Source organism: Leptospira perdikensis (assembly GCF_004769575.1).
GTDB lineage: Bacteria > Spirochaetota > Leptospiria > Leptospirales > Leptospiraceae > Leptospira_A > Leptospira_A perdikensis.
In genome coordinates this window covers 632268-651079 of record NZ_RQGA01000014.1, presented here as the reverse complement: position 1 = coordinate 651079, position 18812 = coordinate 632268, and the positions used below count along the sequence as shown (strand labels likewise).

Genomic DNA, 18812 nt, shown 5'->3' with positions numbered 1-18812 from the left:
AAGGAGTAAAGTATGGCTCAAGATCCATCATTTGACATTGTATCAAAAATAGAAAGACCGGAATTACAAAACGCCGTGGCTCAGGCCATGACGGAAATCCAAACAAGGTTTGATTTTAAAGGATCCAACTCTGAGATCAAACTCACAGAAGATAGTTTGGTTTTGACTTCGGAAAACGATATCAAACTGAAACAGGTGATTGATGTCCTTACCACCAAAATGGCCAAACGAGGAATCAGTCTGAAAGCCTTTGATTTTGATTCCAAAATTGAATCGGCGACGGGCCAAACGGTGCGCCAAAAGGTAAAAATCCAGAATGGTTTGGACAAAGAACAAACCAAACAAATCACTACTCTCATCAAAGACCAAAAACTAAAGGTTCAGGCTACCATCCAAGGGGAATCTGTCCGAGTTGTGGGCAAAAAAAAGGACGACTTACAAGAGGTAATGGCGGCGATTCGAAATGCCAATTTCAATTTTGACGCCAATTTTACTAATTTTAAGGGATAAAATTTTGGCTTAAACCGCCGCCTTTTTTTTTCTGTCTATGTCTCAAAACCGTCCGATATTTCCCGTATGGACCCTAAAAAATCCGTATGGGGATGGACTTTGCCTCGCAAAGACTTCCTTCCGTATCTATTAGTATTTTCCGGTGTGTTTTTACTTCTCTCTCTCTTTTCTTTTCAGGAAGGAGAGGACGGATCGCTTTTCAATTGGTTTGGAAGACTTGGTCATTACATCGCTTTTACCTTACTTTATATTTTAGGAAAGTCCTCTTTTTTACTCGCTGGCTTTGTTTTGATGTTAGGTGTTCTTTCGTTACGAAATCCTGACTTTGATAGACTCAGTAAGGCACTTTTTTTCCCACTCTTTCTTGTCGCTACCACTGTGAGTTTGAATCTTTTGGAAACACCACTCGGTCATGTGGGGGATAGTGGTGGAATCCTTGGGCAATTTTTCTCTTGGGTTTTTTCGTATCTCTTTGGAGAGACCGGTCGTATCCTTGTTGTTTTCTTTTTATATTTATACTTTGCAGTGATTTGGTTAGAAGACGGGGCTTGGTCTTTTACCTTTGCTGCCATCAACAAATACTCAAATGGAATTTACCGGATGATGGGGGGAAGAAACGAACTCCCTCATTTGCGATTACCTTCATTTTTGGAATCGGTGGTTTCTACTCGTCGCGGAACAGAAGATGAAATTCGAAACAAACAGTGGTTTGCTGTGCAGACAGAAGAAGAATCGAAAGAAGACCTTTCCAATCATTTTTGGAATGTGATTGCGGATGAGAAAAAAACTCCGAATCCAAATGTAAATTCCCGTTCCAAGAAAGATGTTTCTCATCTGAATTCCTATTTCCAAGAGGAAAGAAATTCTACTAGTAGAAATGGTCAAGGGAACCTTACGGAAGGAAATCCAACTTTTAAAAAAACACCGGCAGTTCGATATCGTAATACTTCTCATTTTGAAGGTTTTTTTGATGAGGCGGGAAAAGTGTTTCGATTCCAAAAACAAGAATCAAAACTAGATTCCCTTGCTGAATTTGAAAAAAATGAAGTTTTGATTTCACGCCTAAAACTAACGGACAACAGACGAGTTGCGGAAGAATTATCAGAAATCGAAAGTACAAGAGAATCTAAAATTCTTTTTCAATTTCCCGAGGCCAAATGGAAACCAAATTTGGATCCTGCTGTCAGTTTAGAAAGTTTGGAACTTCCAAAACTCGATCCGATCCAATCTTCGTTTGGTAGAGAAAATAATATTCTTAAAGCTTCAAATCCTTCTTCCTCCCTTCCATACGAAGATGAGGACGATGGTGATTTGGAAGAAGACTCATCCGAAGATAGGGAATCTGAATCCGCCTCTCTTTCCTACGTTGAGGAAGAAGATGAGGAAACTTCCGTTGCCATTGCCATTCCAGAATCCGTTCGTTTGTCTTTAGTAGAAGAGACGGGTTGGGACGTGAGTGAAGAAGAATCTTCCGAAGAAGAGGATGAGGAAAACCATGATGTTTACGAAGAGGAAACTCTGGAAACATTGGCTGTGGAAGAGAGTTCTCCATTAGTAAAATCCAATCTGAGTTCTGGAAATTTTGGAAAGAAAAAGTTAGAACCAAAAGAATCGAAAGAACAACAAGAACTGATGTTTGGTTCCATGGTTCCCAAACCAAAACTAAAAAAAGGAAAGTATTATATCTCTCCAAGACTTCTTGTGTCCCACCAAGTTCCTGTGGCCAACATTCTAAAAAATGATTCTGAACTGGATTTGATCTCTCGTAAAATCGAAGAGTCCACGGGACATTTCGGAATTGAATCTAAGGTGGTCACCAAAGAAAGGGGACCCATCATCACTCGTTACGAGATCACCATCCCGAATGGAATCAAACTGAATCGGATTGTATCCCTTTCTGATGAAATCCGTGCCTATTTAGAGGTAAAAAACATTCGGATTGTTGCACCAATCCCAGGTAAGGCGTCAATTGGAATCGAAGTTCCGAACCGAATCCGTGAAGATGTATTTCTATCAGAGATTCTAAAAGATACCATCCTTCAAAATAAGGCTAAAGACTTATCGATTTGTATCGGGAAAGATATTTCCGGAAAACTTGTGATGATTGATATCGCTAAACTCCCTCACTTACTTGTGGCGGGAACCACAGGTTCTGGTAAGTCGGTGAGTATCAATGCGATGATCACAAGTTTGATTTGCACTCGCTCCCCCGAAGAAGTGCGTTTCATTATGATCGATCCAAAGATGGTGGAGATGACTCTTTATGAAGGAATCCCCCACCTTCTTATGCCAGTGATCACAGATCCTAAAAAAGCAACGAAGGCACTTTCTTGGGCCATCCAAGAAATGGAGAGTCGTTACCAAATGATCTCTCAATTGAAAAGTAGGGACTTCAAAAGTTTCAATGAAAAGGTAGATGAATATGCCCATGCGAAGGGATTTCAAAAACTTCCATACATTGTCATCTTTATTGATGAGCTTGCTGACCTTATGATGGTTTCCGGAAAAGATCTAGAGGAACAAATCCAAAGAATTTCGCAAAAAGCAAGAGCGGTAGGAATCCATTTGGTGATGGCAACCCAAAGGCCTTCTGTGGATGTGATCACCGGAGTCATCAAAGCAAATTGCCCGGCTCGCGTTGCCTTCCAAGTGGCGCAAAAAACAGACTCAAGGACCATTCTGGATACAAGCGGGGCGGAAACCCTTCTTGGAAAAGGGGACTTTTTATACCGTTCTCCGACTTCCAGTGACCTAATGCGAATCCAAGCCCCTTTTATCGAAGAGAAAGAAATTGAATCCATCGTGGAAGAGGCCAAAAAACAAGGTGCTCCTGCATATGTGGAAATGAACTGGGATGATGAAACTAGCGTGGAAATGGCCTCCGATGAAGATGAAGAACTTTTTGACGAGGCTTGGAATATCGTGGTTACCGAAAAAAAAGCCAGTGCCAGTTACCTCCAACGCCGGATGCGTATCGGTTATAATAAAGCGGCAAGGCTTATGGAACTTATGGAAATGCGGGGTTATGTTTCGCCTCAAGTCGGGGCCAAACCTCGAGAAATCCTGCGTTCAGCGTAAATCATCGACAAGAGAACTTTGTCTGAAAAATTGGGAAACTATGAAAGTATGGATCGGATGTTTTTTACTTGTATTTGGGGTCTCTCTCAGTGCCCAAACAAGTCCGGCTCACAATTGGCACTCACCCTCCGAAGTGGTGAAAAAGATAAAGAAGAACTTTAGTGATATTAATTCCTATTCGGCTGATTTTCTCATCAAAACAGAAGACAACAAAAAGGAAAAGCAGATGCGAGGGAAATGTTTCTACAAACGTCCCGGAAAAATCAGGTATAACTTTGCGGAACCGGAAGGGGACGAAATTGTATCTGATGGAAAAACACTGCATATCTTTATTAAGAGGTTAGGTGCTGTTGGAAAACAGGACTTAACTCTGGATCGTAAAAACACTTCTGGCCCTATCTTTACAACCAATAGTCCTGATGGTCTCAACCGGCTCTTTCGTAAATACCATTATAAATTTGATACCATCGAACAACCTCGTTCCATGGGAGATGCGGCTAAATACTTCGTTTTGGATCTAGACCAAAGAGAAAAGATTGGTGGATTCGAGAAGATGAAACTTTTTGTAGATTCCGAATCTTACTTAATCAAAAAAGCAGTGGCTACCGATGGTCGCGGAAAAGTAACCACCATCTCATTTTCCAATATTAATTTTTCTGAAGAAATTCAAGATGGAGTTTTCAATTTTCATATGAGCGGGAACGCCAAAATTGTAAACAATCCACTTGTATCCGAGAACTAAGCTAAGAGGATATCATTTTGAACACAAAACGAGTCGGTCAAATACTACGAGAAGCTAGGGAAGATAAAAAACTCTCCGTTAAAGATGTCGCTAAAGAAACAAACATCGCAGCCAAATACATCATTGCTTTGGAAACAGAAGATTACTCCCAGTTTCCGGCAGAGACATTTGCTCTTGGGTTTTTAAAAAACTATGCGAGTTATTTAAAATTAGATGCAGCGATGCTTCTGAATCTTTATCGAGGAGAACAAATAGAGGAATCCCAAGCACCTTTGGAAGAGCTCACTCGTCCGACTACGACTCCATTTAACTTGGATCGAAATAAAATCATTAGTCTTGTTTCCGTTTTTCTTTTTGTGATCTCCGCTTATATCATCTATATTAGTTTTGAAGATTCCGGATCTGGATCTATGGATGAGGAAACTACTGAAGTTGGTTCTTCTGTCGAAACTGTTGCTAGTTCCGATATTCCTTCTGGAATTAATTTTGTATCTCAAAGTGTTCCCGAAAATGCCAGTGTTCCTTTTATTCTAACAGAAGACCGCGGTGTAAGTTTCAGTGTGAACAACCAACAGTGTAAGATGTTCATCAAAGGTGTTTCCAATGGAAAAGCAAATCTTGGGTTTAATATCTTCCCTGAAAAAAATGTATATTTTTTCCAAACCTCAGAAGGGGAAGAAACCATTCTTTCTTATCGCATTGAAGAACTTACATCCTTACGTCGTGACATTCGAGTTGTGACTCAAGCGGTTACAGAAAAATCAGCCAAAGTTCTTGTGACTTTAAAAGAAGAAAGAGAAGGCGCTGCTGTTAAATCTCCTGTGGGAGATGTTCCTATCCAAGTGACTCTCTTTTTCTCCAAACCTAGTTACGTAGAATTTGTGTTAGATGGACAGATGGGAGAAAGGGGACTTGTTTCTGCTGGCGAAGTCAAACATCTAGAAGCTCGGGACAGACTCGAGATCAAAGTAGGGGACGGTGGGGCTGTAGAAATGGTTCAAAATGGAAAAGAACGTTCTGTTCTTGGAAAACCAGGAAAACTGGTCAAAAAAATCTTCATTCGCAAACCAAATCCTTATGATTCAACCCAATCCATCATTGGAGAGTTAGGCGAATAATGCCAAAGGTAAAGGAAAAAACCGAAGAGACACCAAAGTCGTTTTTTATCACGACTCTCGGTTGTCCTAAAAATACTGTTGATTCCATGGCAATGCACCAGTCGCTCCTTAAGGAAGGTCTCCTTCCTGCGGCAGGTCCCGAAGCCAGTGATTTCCATTTAGTTAATACCTGTACGTTTATCCAAGATGCAACCAAGGAAACCATCCAAACCATTTTGGATTCGATTGATATTAAAAAGAAAAACAAACAAAAGTTAGTGGTTGTTGGATGTTTTGCCGAACGTGCGGGAAAAGAAATTTCGGACGATCTTCCCGAAGTAGACCTTCACTTTGGAACTGGTAAATATGATAAAGCAGGGGAGATCCTTCGTAAAAACTTTCCCTTAGAATTTAAAGACCTTTCGGAATTCAATGAAGATCTTTTAGAAAGACTCGTAACGAGTAAAGGCATCGAAAACTATTCCAAACCATACTCGTATGTAAAAATATCCGATGGTTGCAACCGTGGTTGCCATTTTTGTATCATTCCTAATTTACGAGGGAAGTATCGGGATACAGAAAGTTCTGATGTTTTAGAACAAACAAAACGGGCTGTGAAGGCCGGATCCAAAGAAATTTGCCTTGTTTCGCAAGATACTGTATTTTATGGAAAAGATACAGACAAACTTTTGGATTTAGTTCGTTCCGTGGCTGATGTGGAAGGACTCGAACTTCTGCGCCTCCTTTATCTTTACCCTGACAAAAAAACAGAAAAGTTACTCGATCTTTATAAAGAAATCCCTAAAATTGCACCGTATTTGGAAAGCCCCTTACAACATGTTTCCAAGTCCGTTTTAAAATCGATGAATCGTACCGGCGAATACTCTTATTTCAAATCGTTATTCCAAAAGGCTCGCGACATACGCCCCAATTTGGAGATTCGTACTTCCTTCATCCTTGGGTTTCCGGGAGAAACTATGGACGATGTGGAAGAGATCATTCGATTTGTGGAAGATGTAAAACCAGAAAAGGTAAATCTCTTTCCTTATTCCCCACAAGAGGGAACGAAAGGCGCCACTATGGATGGTCAAATCAAAGACAAAGAAATCGCTCGTCGTGTGAATTTGGTTCGTGATGCCTATCTTGGAACTTTGAAATCCATTCACCAAAATCGGATTGGAAAACTTTATCCAGCAGTAGTGGATGAAGTTTTGGAAAAGGGTGCGATGGTTCGTCGTTTCCAAGATGCACCTGAGATCGATGAAGTTGTCTATGTGGAAGAGGAAGGTTTAAAAGTCGGCCAGTTCGGTCAAGTGCGGGTGGACTCTTTCTATGAACTAGACATGGCAGGGACTTGGGTGGTTTAGTGGAAGATTGGAAAACCATAGCCAATATTCCGAACCTACTTACGGTTCTGCGGGTTTTAGCCCTTCCTTTCTTTATCTTCGCTCTTTTTCAAAAAGAATGGGAATACCAAATTTTTGCCTTCGTCCTATTTGCCCTAGCTTCTCTCACAGACCTTGTGGATGGATACTTAGCGCGTAAGTGGAACCAACAAACCGAGTTTGGAAAGTTTCTTGATCCCTTGGCTGATAAATTTTTAGTCATCGGGTGTTTTGTTACATTTTTATTCATTCATGAACCTATCGAGGTTTGGATGGTAGTTCTCATCGTCGGACGTGATATGCTCATCACTTTCCTACGTTATATTGCAGTTCGGTCTGGAAATAGCCTTCGTACAACCATGATGGGAAAAGTAAAAACGGCTTTCCAAATGGGAGCTATCCTTATCATTCTTGTGGTTTTTATGCTGATCTCTGGTAAAAGGCGTGCCATGATCAATGAAACATATGCTATGGGGAAGTTAGCTGGTTACTCTACTTTTGAAGTGGCTTCGCAACACGCAAATGAGTTTTATACATTTGTCGAAACAACGGAAACATTAAGTTTCAAAGATTTTTTTGATTCGATTGCTTCTTTTGTTCCCTATTTTGGAATGTTATTCACAACATTCATTACCGTTATTTCGGGTCTTCGTTATATTGTGACCAATTATCAACTCTTAACTTTTTCGAATTTAAAAAGGATTTTTTATGACCGTTCCAACAACTAAAGAAATCCTCGGTCAAGTTGTATCCGGGCACCACTTAGTAGACACTCACGCGGAACTTTTTTTAAGTGAAGTGATGGATGGTAAGGTTCCTGAAACAGTCCTTGCATCTTTTCTCACTGCTATGAAAATGAAGGGAGAAACCACTGACGAGTTGTATGGATTTGTTCGTGCGATGCGTAACCATGCGGTAAAACCTTCTAAAAAATTTGATTTTGATTTTTTGGATACTTGTGGGACAGGTGGGGATGGCAAAGGCACTCTCAATGTTTCCACTCTCTCGGCCCTCACTCTAGCAAGCCTTGGGTTTAAGGTTGCCAAACACGGAAACCGGTCTGTTTCCTCACTCTCTGGAAGTTCTGATATTTTATCCGGGCTTGGTTACAAGTTGGACCAGTCCACTGCCGATTCAGAGTCCGAATTTCTTCGCACAGGATTTGTCTTTTTGTTTGCTCCGGCTTGGCACCCAGCCATGAAATATGCAGGCCCGGTTCGTGCAAGTTTAGGGTTTCGTACTTTTTTTAATTTGATTGGTCCTCTTTCCAACCCATTTGCCCCCTCACACCAAATGGTCGGGGTCTATGACAAATCTCTCTGTCTTCCGATGGCTGAAATTTTGGGAAGGTTAGGTTCCAAAAAGGCAATTGTTTGTCACTCTCGAGACGGACTGGACGAATTCTCTATCTTTGAAGGCACAGATTATGCCTATTTTGATGGGAAAGAGACCAAAGAATTGGTCTTTCAGCCAAAAGAACTGGGCTTAAATGCCAAAGAATTGGATAGGAATACAGTGTTCTCTTCTTCTAAAGAAGGGGCTGAGGCCCTGTTTCGTGCTGTTCTCGATCCGAAAGAATCTACCGGAGGCACTTCCATGGTGGCTCTCAATGCTGGTGTCGCTATGTTTTTACTCGGAGCCGTGGACGATATACGAACAGGATACGAAACTGCCAAGGCAGCCATCCTCGAGAAAAAAGTTCTCCGATTCGTTCGTGAAACATTGAATTTAACATAAGGCCTGTAAACATTGGATAAATAGCTATGCTCAATTTTAATTTTTTAACACCAGATATCCTAATCCTTGCCCAAGAAGAGGGTGCAAAGTCGTCCCTACAGTCACTCATCATCATTCCGATCATGTTAGTTGCTATGTACTTCCTTGTGATTCTTCCAAACAAAAAAGAAGAAAAGAAACGTAAAGAGATGATCACAAATCTCCAAAAAGGGGACAATGTTGTGACAAACAGTGGCCTTCACGGAAAGATTGTAGAATTCAAAGATAATAATGAGACCGTAGTTTTGAGTGTTGCTGCCAACACAAACATTACCTTTGAAACTAGCGCTATTCTGAAGAAGAAAGCCTAAGATGAAACGATTCTTCTTTATTTCCCTGATATTCTTTTTTTCGGTTTCCCTCTTTGCACAAGAGGGTTTGGATTTTTTAGATAAGGTAAATGATAAACCAAAGTCGACTACCACCAAACCGAAAGAGGAAACAGTTACTACCACAACAAAAAAACAAACCAATGTTGTGACTACGACAGCACCCACTACGGGAAAAAAGAAGAAATCGAAAAAGAAATCCAAACAAAGTCAGCTGGTAACTTCGGAAACACTTCCACAAAATACTAATTTGGCTGTGAATCCAAATGTTACTGAAAAATCCCTTCCTAGTTTAGAAAAACAAGTTCCGGTAACGGAAGAAGAGGAAGTTGTCAGTAATGGTTTGTGGATGGATTCCAATGTTGCAGTGGAGCCGTCAGGTCTTCCTGGTTTTTCTGCAGATTTAAAAATTGGAAAAACGGAAGGTTCTCCTATTGAATCGAATCCTTCCACCAACAAAGAATCTGGAAAATCACTCTTTAATTTCTCTGATTTTTTTGCTAAATATAAAAAAGCGATGATGATCCTTGGGATTATCATACTCTTTGCTTTTTACAGACTTAGATCTGCTCGCCCGGGATCTAGCAGTCGTTCTTATAGAAGATAATAATTTTAGGAGCAAACTAACTTGCAATCGTATCGACTATTGATTCTTCCTTTTTTGATTCTGGCGGTTTCTTTTACAATCTTGTATCCGAACTTTGCCGATCGCACGTTAAAGATCGTTGTTAGAGAGGATGTGTATGCACTTCCTGAAGCAGATCAAAAAACATTAGTGAATGCACTTTTTGAACGTTGGGCGAAAGATTATGGTAAAGGTTCAGGTTGGACCATTGAACCACAAGGAATTCTTCCTCCAAAAGAAAATCCATATTACACAGTGAAAGGAAGGTTTATCACTTCCGCAAAGATCAACCAAATCTCGCAAGAGAATCAGTCTTTTGTAAGTGAATCTAAAAACAAATTAGAACCTACTTGGATTGAAGAAACGATTCGCGGTGGTAAATCTCTATCGATTAAATTGGGTCTCGACTTACAGGGTGGTATGCGAGTGGTTCTCAAAGGAGACTTTGATGATTATACTTCCAAACTCAAAGACCTTTACGCAAAAGAACTTAACGAATTAAAACTAACTTTAAACAACCCGGCATCCAAGGTTGAGGATAAAGAAAAAGCAAAATCTAGACTCGCTGAAATTGAATCTAGTTTTGATCTTTCTCCCATGCGTAAAATTGTAGAATTAGAAAAAGCAAAGATGATTATCGATAATCGTCTAACCACTCAAAACTTAACAGAACCACAAGTTCGTATCCAGAAAGAACAGGATGCGATTGAAGTATCTCTTCCTGGTGTTTCTAATTCTGCGGCCATCTTAGAAATTTTACAGAACACGGAAACTGTGGAGTATCGTTTAGAAGAACCAACTCCATTTGTATTTAAGGGCCAAATTGCTGACAGCGAACGTCGTATGATGGATTTGGGTAAAAGAGAAAACACTGATATTTATCTCTTTCAAGAGCTTGTGAAAAACAAAGCAGGGAAAAAAGCCCAAGATGAGTTTTTAGAAAACCTAGAGAAAAAGTATAATATCCCACCAGACTTTAAAATCTATGCGATGTGGGCTCGTGGAAATTCTGCAAAATCAAACTTACTCCCTCGTAGTTTTGTAGTTTTGGAACGTAAAATCGCCCTTTCCGGGAATGATATGACCAACGCACAACCATCCTACAATTCCAATTCGTATGGATGGATGGTGAGTTTTACACTCACACCAAATGGTGCTGAGAAATTTTTTGATCTTACTTCAGAGAACCGTGGACGAAACCTAGCAATTGTTTGGGGGGATAAGGTAATCTCCAATCCAGTGATCAACGACCCAATTGCAGGAGGCCGTGCTGAAATTTCTGGAAGTTTTTCTGAACAGGAAGCCATTCGATTGGCTAACGTGATCTCTGAAGGAGCACTTCCTATTCCACTTTCTGTTTTAGAAATGCGATTCATTGGGCCGACTCTTGGGATTGAATCAATTGAAGTGGGTTTGAAAGCGGTTGCCATTGGATTTTTCCTCGTAATGGCTTATATGATTTTCTATTACCGTTTGGGTGGATTCATTGCTGACCTTTCACTTCTTGTGAACATCATCATATTAGCGGCACTTCTTACTTTAATGGATTTTACTCTCACTTTACCGGGGATTGCGGGGATCATATTGACTGCCGGTATGGCAGTGGATGCAAACGTAATTATCTATGAACGGATTCGAGAAGAAATCGAAGAGGGTAGGGCACTTTCCATTGCAGTCACTCGTGGTTTTGAAAATGCGTTCTGGACCATTATGGATGCAAACGTCACCACACTCATTGCAGGGATTCTCATGATTCGTCTTGGAAATGGACCGATCAAAGGTTTTGCGATCACACTCTGTTGGGGTATTGTCACGACTCTTTTTACTTCCCTTTTCCTCTCTCGATTGTTTATGGAATTGGCTGTGAATCGAATCGGCATCCATCACTTGAATTTAAGACCTTTCTTCTTTGGGAAAAAGGAGACTACTCATGCATAACATCAATTTTACAAAGTATAAATACTTTACCCTTAGTTTTTCATTTCTTGCGATTGTTTTCGGATTTGTTGTTACCTTCGCTAAGTATGGTGGGTTTGCTCACTCTCTCGATTTTAACGGTGGACTTCGGACAGTTGTAGAACTTCCCGCCGACAAAACTCGTAGCGATTTAGATGGATACTTCCAATCCAAAAACATTGAAGCGGTTGTCATTCTTTTGGAAAAAGAGAAAAACATTTACCAATTGGATATCGGACTTGGATCTCTAGACACCATTGAATCTTTGTATAAAGAAATTCCTGAAGCAAATAGGGAATCTTCTACTTCAGCTATTGACCGGTTTGTCCAACTTCTTCGGTATGAATACAAATTGCCGAAGGAAAAAGTTTTGTCAGCTGATCAAGTGGGAGCGGTAGTAGGTGGTGAATTAACTGAAGTCGGAATTACACTCCTTCTCACTACTCTTGCCATCATTCTTTTGTATTTGAGTATTCGTTCGCAGTTTAAGTTTGCTTTGGCATCTTCTATCGCGCTTGTTCATGATATCTTAATGACATTGGCACTCATTGGTTTTTTACAAATCAAACCAAGTGTTCCCATCATTGCAGCTCTTCTCACATTACTTGGTTATTCCATTAACGATAAAATTGTTGTGTTTGACCGAATCCGCGAGAATGCTCACGGGAAAGACAATTTAGCACTTTCTAATATCATCAACGTATCCATTACTCAAACTTTGGGAAGAACTATCAATACCTCGTTTACTACTATGATTTCCGTCGTGGCCATCATCGTGGGAGGTGCAGTGGAATTGTATGATTTCGCTTTTGTTCTACTTTTTGGGGTAATTGTAGGAACTTACTCTTCTATCTATATTGCAGCTCCTATTTCTGAGATTTACGACCAACTCAGGAAAAAAAGATTCGCATAACAAATCTAATATGAATGCAGAGAAACGGAAGGAAACTTATTCTCTGCATTCCTTACTTGGGTTTTTGGCTATGGGAAAAACCGGTGCCAATCCTCCCGTCTCAGCTGTTTTAACTGACAAGGAAGGAACAGTCCTTGCCAGTGCACATACTCAAACCTTTGGAAAAAACCATGCAGAACGAGAACTTTATTCTCGTTATCCAATCTCCAAAACGACAGACTTAAAAGAAGAGAAAAATTCCGAAACAAGTGATCTTAAAAATCCAAACCAAACAAATGAGATTCTTTCGGTTAGTTTAGAACCGTGTACCCATTTTGGAAAAACACCACCTTGTCGAGATTTGGTGATCGAAAGAAAACCGAATGAAATCAAACTCGGATGGAAAGATCCCAACCCTCTCGTTGTATCCGGAGACTGGGAAACATATACAAAGGTTGGAATTACCATTGGCCTTGATCCAATGCTCGCTAAGGTATCTCTTCCTTATTTACAGGGATTTCTCACAAGAATTCAGACAGGACGTCCTTGGGTTTGGATTAAATCCGCTACTTCCAAGGAAGGAAATTTTGCCTCTTTGGATAAAAAAAAAGAAAGGGTGAGTTCCGAAGAAGTGGATCTCACCTTGCAACTGTTACGTGCCAAAGTAGATGCCATTGCGGTGGGCCCAGGAACAGTGGTTTCTGATTCACCCTCCCTTCATTTTCGGATTTCAGAAGAGATGATACTTTCTCACAAACCAGGAAATCGGATCACAGAATTAGAACCTTTTTTTGAGGCCGGCTCTGGACTAGTTTCCTCTATCTTACAATATGCAAAAGATACAACAGAAATCCATCGTTTGGAGGAAATCCTCTACCAACCCTATCGTGTATTCTGTTTGGATCTAAAACATCTACCCACTGATGAGTTTTTTAGAAAACAAAAAGAACTCACCGAAATGATGGGTGAAAAAAAATGTATTTTCTTTATTTTATCGGATGAGGATATAGAATCCTTTGGTCGCGAGTTAGAAAACCATATTCGATCGCTTTCTAAGTTTGAAGGGGTTTGTATCAAACCGGATGATGCGAGTAAATTTTTGGAGATTTTGGGTGATCTCGGGATCAATACTTTGTTATGCGAAGCTGGGAATTTTTTCCCTTCTTTTTTAGCAGAGGAACTTACGGAATCGGATCGAATTCTTGAAATTCGAAATGAAAATAAATCTCTTCCAGACGGAATTCCTTTTGTATTTCAGAATGAACTTTTAATTTCAGAATACCAAGTGGGATCCAATCGTATTTTTATCAGAAAACCTCAAAGGAGCGCTTAAACCTATGTTTACTGGTCTTGTCGAAACTATCGGAAAAGTAGTCGAAATTAAACCCATTGATTCGGGTATCCAATTTACAATAGAAACAGAATGGGAAAATCCTGATTTGAAACTGGGAGATTCTATTGCTATTAACGGCGCCTGTATGACTGTTACTGAATTCTCTGAATTAGGGAATGTATTTAAGTTTTATGCTTCTTTTAAATCTTTGGAACTTACCAACTTGTCTAGGTTAGGTGAAGGATATGGCGTTAATTTAGAGAGGGCTATGGCTCTTGGGCAAAGATTTGGCGGTCATATGGTACAAGGTCATGTGGATGGAATGGCAAAGGTCATTAGCCGAAAACAAATCGAAAAAGAAGTGGAGGAGTTTTGGGTAGAAATCCCTGAAGAACTCCGACGTTATTTTGTCAAAAAAGGTTCTGTCACTTTGGATGGGATTAGCCTTACTGTAGTGGATGTAAAGGATGGAAATATCCAATTGATCTTAATTCCTGAAACTATGGAGAAAACCAATGCAGGTTCCTGGAAAAAAGACCAACGATTGAATGTAGAAGTGGATATTCTTGCCAAATACATTGAAAATTATTTAAGCCAAAGGTCTGGTTCTTAACTTCTTTTCAATAAATCGTCGATATCAGAATCGCTATCGTCAGCTACATACTTTGCCTGGAAATCTGTAACATTCATAATTTCAAAAAACATATCTAGTTTTGCTAATTTGAATACGTTCTGAATCATCGGTTTCATCCCGACGAGAATGAGTTTTCCTTTTTTATTTTTGAGAGAATTGAGACTTTTGATGAGAGAACCGATTCCAGAAGAATCGATATAGTCAAGACGACTCATTTCAATAGAAACAACGTTTGGATTTGGTTCTATCAGTTTCGCAAAGATAGATTCAAATTCCTCTGTGGACTCAATGTCAAATTTACCTGCAATTTCAATGGTTTTGATCTTTCCTGTTGTGTTCAGTTTCAGTTCCACATGGCCTCCGATCCGGAACATTTAGACAAAAGAAAGGGGAAAAATCAATGACTTTCTTTGGGAATCTTCTTTAATTCGGAACGGCTTTCAGAGTTTTAGTATATAGAGGCCTTTCCCTATGATACGTCCGATCGAAGAAGCAATCGAAGAAATCCGCCAAGGCAAAATGATCATTCTCGTCGACTCTGAAGACAGAGAAAATGAAGGTGATTTGGTTTGCGCCTCAGAGTTTGCGGATAAAGACAAAATTAACTTTATGGCAACCCATGGTCGAGGCCTCATCTGTGTTCCGATGGAACGAGAAAGGTTACAAGGTTTAGGTCTAGGAAAAATGGTGGATGACCTAACATTAGGCGACAAACACGGAACTGCCTTTACCGTCTCCGTAGATGCCAAACACGGAACCTCTACGGGAATCTCCGCACATGACAGGGCGAAGACTGTCGAAGTCCTCCTTGATCCGAAAACCAAATCTGAAGATTTGGTGCGCCCAGGCCATTTGTTTCCGCTCCAAGCAGTGACAGGTGGGGTTTTACGAAGGGCAGGACATACAGAAGCTGCTGTCGACTTATCTAAATTAGCGGGTCTTTACCCAAGTGGTGTCATTTGTGAGATTATGAATGACGATGGATCCATGGCTCGGATTCCAGATTTGGAAAAATTTGCAAAAACCCACGGACTCAATATCTATACGATAGAAGATTTAATTCGTTATAGAAGGCATAAAGAAAAGTTAATTCATTTAGAAGTGGAAGCAAGTTTACCAACGGAGTTTGGTGATTTTAAAATCAAAGCTTATTCCACCCAAATTGATGATAAAGTCCATATGGCACTTGTGAAAGGTGAGATCGATCCTGAAAAACCAGTGCTTGTTCGTGTTCATAGTGAATGTTTGACGGGAGATATTTTTTCATCACAACGTTGTGATTGTGGCCCCCAACTTCATAATGCCCTCCGTATGATTGAAAAAGAAGGGACAGGAGTTCTTCTTTATATGCGCCAAGAAGGGCGTGGGATTGGAATCATCAACAAACTGAAAGCCTATTCCTTACAAGAGGGAGGACTTGATACTGTCGAAGCCAATGAAAAACTTGGATTTGCTCCTGACTTACGTGAGTATGGAATTGGGGCACAGATCTTACGAGATATCGGGGTGAAACAAATGAAACTCATCACGAATAACCCTCGTAAGATTGTGGGACTCGAAGGATACAATTTGCACGTAACGGAAAGAGTTCCGATTGAGATTGATCCTGTAGAAGAGAACACTCGGTATTTACAGACCAAAAAAACAAAGTTAGGACATCTATTAAACCTTCACGGTTAATGACAATCGATCTAACGGCTCAAACGATTTGTATGTCCGCTAGAAAGATAAACCTTTTTAGCGGATCTGTGGTTTGCGAAATTTATAAAATATTTCTTTTGAATCGAATGGGTTTACGGAGATAAACGACTTCGTTTCCAACTAGATTCGATCCTTTCAAAAGAAATCCGATCATGTAACCTTCCCACCCTTCCTTGCCAAAACTCGATTTTGGTAGGGAAAACAGAATACCCACCCCAGTTTTCAGGTTTAGGAATTTTTATTCCTTCCCATTCTTTTGAGAGAGAGGCAAACTTCTCTTCTAAAAATTCTCTAGATGGCACCACCGAACTTTGATTTGATGCGAGTGCTCCGATTTGGGATTCTCTTGGTCTGACGGCAAAATAAGTTTCTGATTCTTCTTTGGAAATGCGCGCCGCCTGTCCTTCGATTCTGATTTGTCTTTCGAGTTTTGGCCAAAAGAAATTCAGAGCCACATGATGGTTCTCTGTTATGTCTTTACCTTTGTCCGAATCATAATTGGTAAAAAACTGAAACTCATCACGGATTAGGCCTTTGAGTAAAACGATCCGAATCGAAGGTTGGCCCGCTTTGTTTACTGTTGCAAGGCTCATCGCATTTGGTTCTAGTTCTCCTTCTTCTTTTGCTTCCGAAAACCAAAGGCGAAATAATTCTAATGGGTCAGAACCCGCAGTTTCTTCGGATAAAACAGAACGAGTGTAGAGTTTTCTCATATGTGGTAATTCATTCAATGGTTCCATAGATTGGAAATCCCTCCCAGTTGTAGTAGTGGATGAGTAACTTCGCGAAATAAGTGAAAAATAACCCGAGGGAAAAATACAAACCCATAGGAATTTTTTTCCCCTTTAAGGGTTCACCCTTTTTTCGTAAAAGATAACTAAATCCGACGGCGAGTAAATAAGCAGAATTAAAATACAAAATCCAAAAAGGATTTCCGGCAATGGCAGCGAAAGTAGGAGAAAAGAGGACATCACCAAGGCCTGTGCCACCTCGGAACAAAAGATAAATCAAAAGATAAAAACCTAAAAATCCTAAAAAGACCCAAAGCGATTCAATATTTGCCACTTCACCAAATAGGAAGTAGTTGGAAAGAAATCCAAATCCGATGAGGAAGGGAAGGTTTTCATAATCGAGGGAAAATTTTGCCACATCTGTCATCATGGAAATGAGTAGATGCCCAAACAAAAACAGAAGAAATATGGTTCCAAGAATATCTTCGGAAACAAAAAATACAAAGATGGCAACGAGCCCAAAAAGAAATTCTGTAAGTGGATAGAGTTTGGGAAGTCTAGTTTCACAAGAGTTACATTTTCCTTTTGTTAAAAACCAACCAATAATGGGTGTGAGGTGGTTTTTTTTCACCAAATGCCCACATGACGTGCAATGGCTTGGTTTTGTGAAAATGATTTTCCAGCGTTTGAAGCCGCTAGCTTCCTTTCTTTTTTTACCATAACAAAAAGTCAGGATTCGTTCCGCAAGGGTTGTATAAAAACTAGCGAGACTTGCTCCCAAAAAAAATAGGATTCCATAGGTCGAGAGGGTCCAAAGAGATAACCAAATCGATTCTTCCATAAAATCCTAAGTTTTCCTTATCTAATTTGACTAAAAAGAGTTTAACTTTCCTTAGAAAGTTCCTGTAAGGCTTTCATTCCTCGTTTCAAAGTGTCCCATTCGGTGGCAAAGGAAAGTCGCACAAAATTCTTTTTGTCACAAAAGATAAATCCAGGAACTAAGATCAGATCTTTTTTAACTGCTCTTTGGATGAATTCTTCATCGGTGACAGGAACTTGGAAAAAAGAATAAAAGGCTCCACCTGATTTTTGGATGGGGTAGTAGTCTTTTAAAGATTCATAAACGAAGTCACGTTTTTCTTTATAGTCTTGGATGTAAGCACTCATATCTGTCTTGAGAGCTTCGATTCCGGCCCACTGGGTGATAGAAGGTGCACAGACAACCGTATACTGTTGTAAGGTGGTGAGTGCTTTGATCACCTTGTCTTCGGCAAGGATGGTGGCAAGTCTAAGGCCTGTCATATTATAGGTTTTGGAAAAACCAGTGAGTGTGATGGTTTTTTCATACTCTGAACCAATCGAATGAAACTGTTTATCATAATCGAAGAGTTCATAAATTTCATCACTGATCAGATAAGCGCCAGTTGATTCCGCTAAGTTCGCAAGGGCTCGGAGTTGATCTTTCGAAAGAACCTTTCCAGTGGGATTGGATGGATTGGAAAAAATGATGAGTTTGAATTTTCTAGATTTTAATGATTCTAAATCTTCTGGTTTGAAACTTTCTTCTAAGGGGATAACTTTTCCACCATAGAACTTTAACATCGCAGGATACATTAAAAAGTAAGGAGAGACCACCAAACATTCATCCCCTTCGTTCACCAGTGCATTGAAGAGTAAAAATAGAGCAGAAGAAATTCCTGAAGTGACAAGGATCCGATCTTCATGAGCATAAGAAATTTTGTTTTGTGTTCGGTATTTCTCAGCCATTGCAGATTTTAATTCAGGAATCCCACCAGTTAAGGTATAAGAGGTTTTCCCGTCTTGCGCCGCTTTTGTCAAAACTTCGATAATGTTAGGTGGGCAAGGAAAGTGCGGTTGGCCGATACTCAAATTGATCGGGTTTTGGATACTCCGTGCTAGCTCAAAAGCCTTGCGGATGGGGGAGGAGTCAATCCCATACATTCTATTTGCGAAATCCATGGAATCATCATGGTTTTTTAGGGAGGTACGGGTCAATAGAATT

General features: G+C 40.1%; 17 protein-coding genes and 1 pseudogene. 14 read left to right on the top strand and 4 right to left on the bottom strand.

All coding sequences use genetic code 11. The features are described 5' to 3' along the window. The first annotated feature begins 12 nt into the window (after positions 1-12). The 13 genes and pseudogenes from EHQ49_RS15865 to EHQ49_RS15805 all read left to right on the top strand — a co-directional run bounded on the left by EHQ49_RS15865 (position 13) and on the right by EHQ49_RS15805 (position 14336). Positions 13-510 carry a YajQ family cyclic di-GMP-binding protein gene (locus tag EHQ49_RS15865; protein WP_100742611.1) on the top strand — a complete coding sequence of 166 codons (498 nt, stop codon included), beginning with the start codon at positions 13-15 and terminating at the stop codon, positions 508-510. 66 nt (positions 511-576) lie between these two features. Then, on the top strand, positions 577-3588 hold the full coding sequence (locus tag EHQ49_RS15860; protein WP_135580599.1) for a DNA translocase FtsK: 3012 nt from the start codon (positions 577-579) through the stop codon (positions 3586-3588). Between the two features lie 100 nt (positions 3589-3688). Beyond that, positions 3689-4330 (top strand): annotated as a pseudogene (locus tag EHQ49_RS15855) (LolA family protein); the annotation flags it as partial. 17 nt (positions 4331-4347) lie between these two features. Further along, positions 4348-5448, top strand: a complete 1101-nt coding sequence (locus EHQ49_RS15850) for a helix-turn-helix domain-containing protein (protein WP_135580597.1) — start codon at positions 4348-4350, stop codon at positions 5446-5448. Then, entirely contained in the window at positions 5448-6794 is a 1347-nt protein-coding gene (locus EHQ49_RS15845; RefSeq protein ID WP_135580596.1) for a MiaB/RimO family radical SAM methylthiotransferase, read from the top strand. Before EHQ49_RS15850 ends, EHQ49_RS15845 begins: the two co-directional genes overlap by 1 nt. Further along, positions 6794-7540: a CDP-diacylglycerol--glycerol-3-phosphate 3-phosphatidyltransferase gene (gene pgsA / locus EHQ49_RS15840; RefSeq protein ID WP_135580595.1), complete on the top strand. Its 747-nt coding sequence runs from the start codon at positions 6794-6796 to the stop codon at positions 7538-7540. Before EHQ49_RS15845 ends, pgsA begins: the two co-directional genes overlap by 1 nt. Then, positions 7521-8549: an anthranilate phosphoribosyltransferase gene (gene trpD, locus EHQ49_RS15835; RefSeq protein WP_135580594.1), complete on the top strand. Its 1029-nt coding sequence runs from the start codon at positions 7521-7523 to the stop codon at positions 8547-8549. Before pgsA ends, trpD begins: the two co-directional genes overlap by 20 nt. A gap of 26 nt (positions 8550-8575) precedes the next feature. Next, the gene (gene yajC / locus EHQ49_RS15830) at positions 8576-8899 is read left to right on the top strand and encodes a preprotein translocase subunit YajC (protein ID WP_002973971.1); all 324 of its coding nucleotides are present in this window, start codon (positions 8576-8578) and stop codon (positions 8897-8899) included. Between the two features lies 1 nt (position 8900). Beyond that, a complete protein-coding gene (locus EHQ49_RS15825) occupies positions 8901-9524 on the top strand; it encodes an SRP-less Sec system protein (protein WP_135580593.1) in 624 nt (207 codons plus the stop codon). Between the two features lie 21 nt (positions 9525-9545). Beyond that, positions 9546-11480 (top strand): protein translocase subunit SecD, encoded by a 1935-nt coding sequence (gene secD / locus EHQ49_RS15820; RefSeq protein WP_135580592.1) that lies wholly within the window; start codon positions 9546-9548, stop codon positions 11478-11480. Then, positions 11473-12411, top strand: coding sequence for a protein translocase subunit SecF (gene secF / locus EHQ49_RS15815; protein ID WP_135580591.1), 939 nt, complete (start codon positions 11473-11475; stop codon positions 12409-12411). The genes secD and secF overlap by 8 nt, the downstream gene beginning before the upstream one ends. Positions 12412-12421: 10 nt before the next feature. Then, entirely contained in the window at positions 12422-13723 is a 1302-nt protein-coding gene (locus tag EHQ49_RS15810) for a bifunctional diaminohydroxyphosphoribosylaminopyrimidine deaminase/5-amino-6-(5-phosphoribosylamino)uracil reductase (protein ID WP_135580590.1), read from the top strand. 4 nt (positions 13724-13727) lie between these two features. Further along, positions 13728-14336: a riboflavin synthase gene (locus tag EHQ49_RS15805; protein WP_135580589.1), complete on the top strand. Its 609-nt coding sequence runs from the start codon at positions 13728-13730 to the stop codon at positions 14334-14336. On the opposite strand, the gene EHQ49_RS15800 is transcribed toward EHQ49_RS15805, so the two are convergent. After that, positions 14333-14710 (bottom strand): STAS domain-containing protein, encoded by a 378-nt coding sequence (locus EHQ49_RS15800; protein WP_135580588.1) that lies wholly within the window; start codon positions 14708-14710, stop codon positions 14333-14335. The genes EHQ49_RS15805 and EHQ49_RS15800 overlap by 4 nt on opposite strands. Before the next feature lie 118 nt (positions 14711-14828). Here EHQ49_RS15800 and EHQ49_RS15795 point away from each other — a divergent pair, with 118 nt between their 5' ends. Further along, positions 14829-16037 carry a bifunctional 3,4-dihydroxy-2-butanone-4-phosphate synthase/GTP cyclohydrolase II gene (locus EHQ49_RS15795; RefSeq protein WP_135580587.1) on the top strand — a complete coding sequence of 403 codons (1209 nt, stop codon included), beginning with the start codon at positions 14829-14831 and terminating at the stop codon, positions 16035-16037. A gap of 113 nt (positions 16038-16150) precedes the next feature. Here the strand turns inward: EHQ49_RS15795 and pdxH are convergent, their stop codons facing one another. From pdxH to EHQ49_RS15780, 3 genes are read right to left on the bottom strand one after another with little or no spacing between them, the layout of a single operon-like run. Continuing rightward, entirely contained in the window at positions 16151-16789 is a 639-nt protein-coding gene (gene pdxH / locus EHQ49_RS15790; protein ID WP_208732236.1) for a pyridoxamine 5'-phosphate oxidase, read from the bottom strand. Then, positions 16782-17630, bottom strand: a complete 849-nt coding sequence (locus EHQ49_RS15785) for a prepilin peptidase (RefSeq protein ID WP_135580586.1) — start codon at positions 17628-17630, stop codon at positions 16782-16784. Before EHQ49_RS15785 ends, pdxH begins: the two co-directional genes overlap by 8 nt. A gap of 41 nt (positions 17631-17671) precedes the next feature. Beyond that, positions 17672-18769 carry a pyridoxal phosphate-dependent aminotransferase gene (locus EHQ49_RS15780; protein ID WP_208732227.1) on the bottom strand — a complete coding sequence of 366 codons (1098 nt, stop codon included), beginning with the start codon at positions 18767-18769 and terminating at the stop codon, positions 17672-17674. Between the last annotated feature and the right edge of the window lie 43 nt (positions 18770-18812).

Coding starts and splice junctions, on each gene's coding strand:
- EHQ49_RS15865 (WP_100742611.1), top strand. CDS start 13: ATGGCTCAAGATCCATCATTTGACATTGTATCAAAAATAGAAAGACCG.
- EHQ49_RS15860 (WP_135580599.1), top strand. CDS start 577: ATGGACCCTAAAAAATCCGTATGGGGATGGACTTTGCCTCGCAAAGAC.
- EHQ49_RS15845 (WP_135580596.1), top strand. CDS start 5,448: ATGCCAAAGGTAAAGGAAAAAACCGAAGAGACACCAAAGTCGTTTTTT.
- trpD (WP_135580594.1), top strand. CDS start 7,521: ATGACCGTTCCAACAACTAAAGAAATCCTCGGTCAAGTTGTATCCGGG.
- yajC (WP_002973971.1), top strand. CDS start 8,576: ATGCTCAATTTTAATTTTTTAACACCAGATATCCTAATCCTTGCCCAA.
- EHQ49_RS15825 (WP_135580593.1), top strand. CDS start 8,901: ATGAAACGATTCTTCTTTATTTCCCTGATATTCTTTTTTTCGGTTTCC.
- secF (WP_135580591.1), top strand. CDS start 11,473: ATGCATAACATCAATTTTACAAAGTATAAATACTTTACCCTTAGTTTT.
- EHQ49_RS15810 (WP_135580590.1), top strand. CDS start 12,422: ATGAATGCAGAGAAACGGAAGGAAACTTATTCTCTGCATTCCTTACTT.
- EHQ49_RS15805 (WP_135580589.1), top strand. CDS start 13,728: ATGTTTACTGGTCTTGTCGAAACTATCGGAAAAGTAGTCGAAATTAAA.
- EHQ49_RS15795 (WP_135580587.1), top strand. CDS start 14,829: ATGATACGTCCGATCGAAGAAGCAATCGAAGAAATCCGCCAAGGCAAA.
- EHQ49_RS15785 (WP_135580586.1), bottom strand. CDS start 17,630: ATGGAAGAATCGATTTGGTTATCTCTTTGGACCCTCTCGACCTATGGA.
- EHQ49_RS15780 (WP_208732227.1), bottom strand. CDS start 18,769: ATGGATTTCGCAAATAGAATGTATGGGATTGACTCCTCCCCCATCCGC.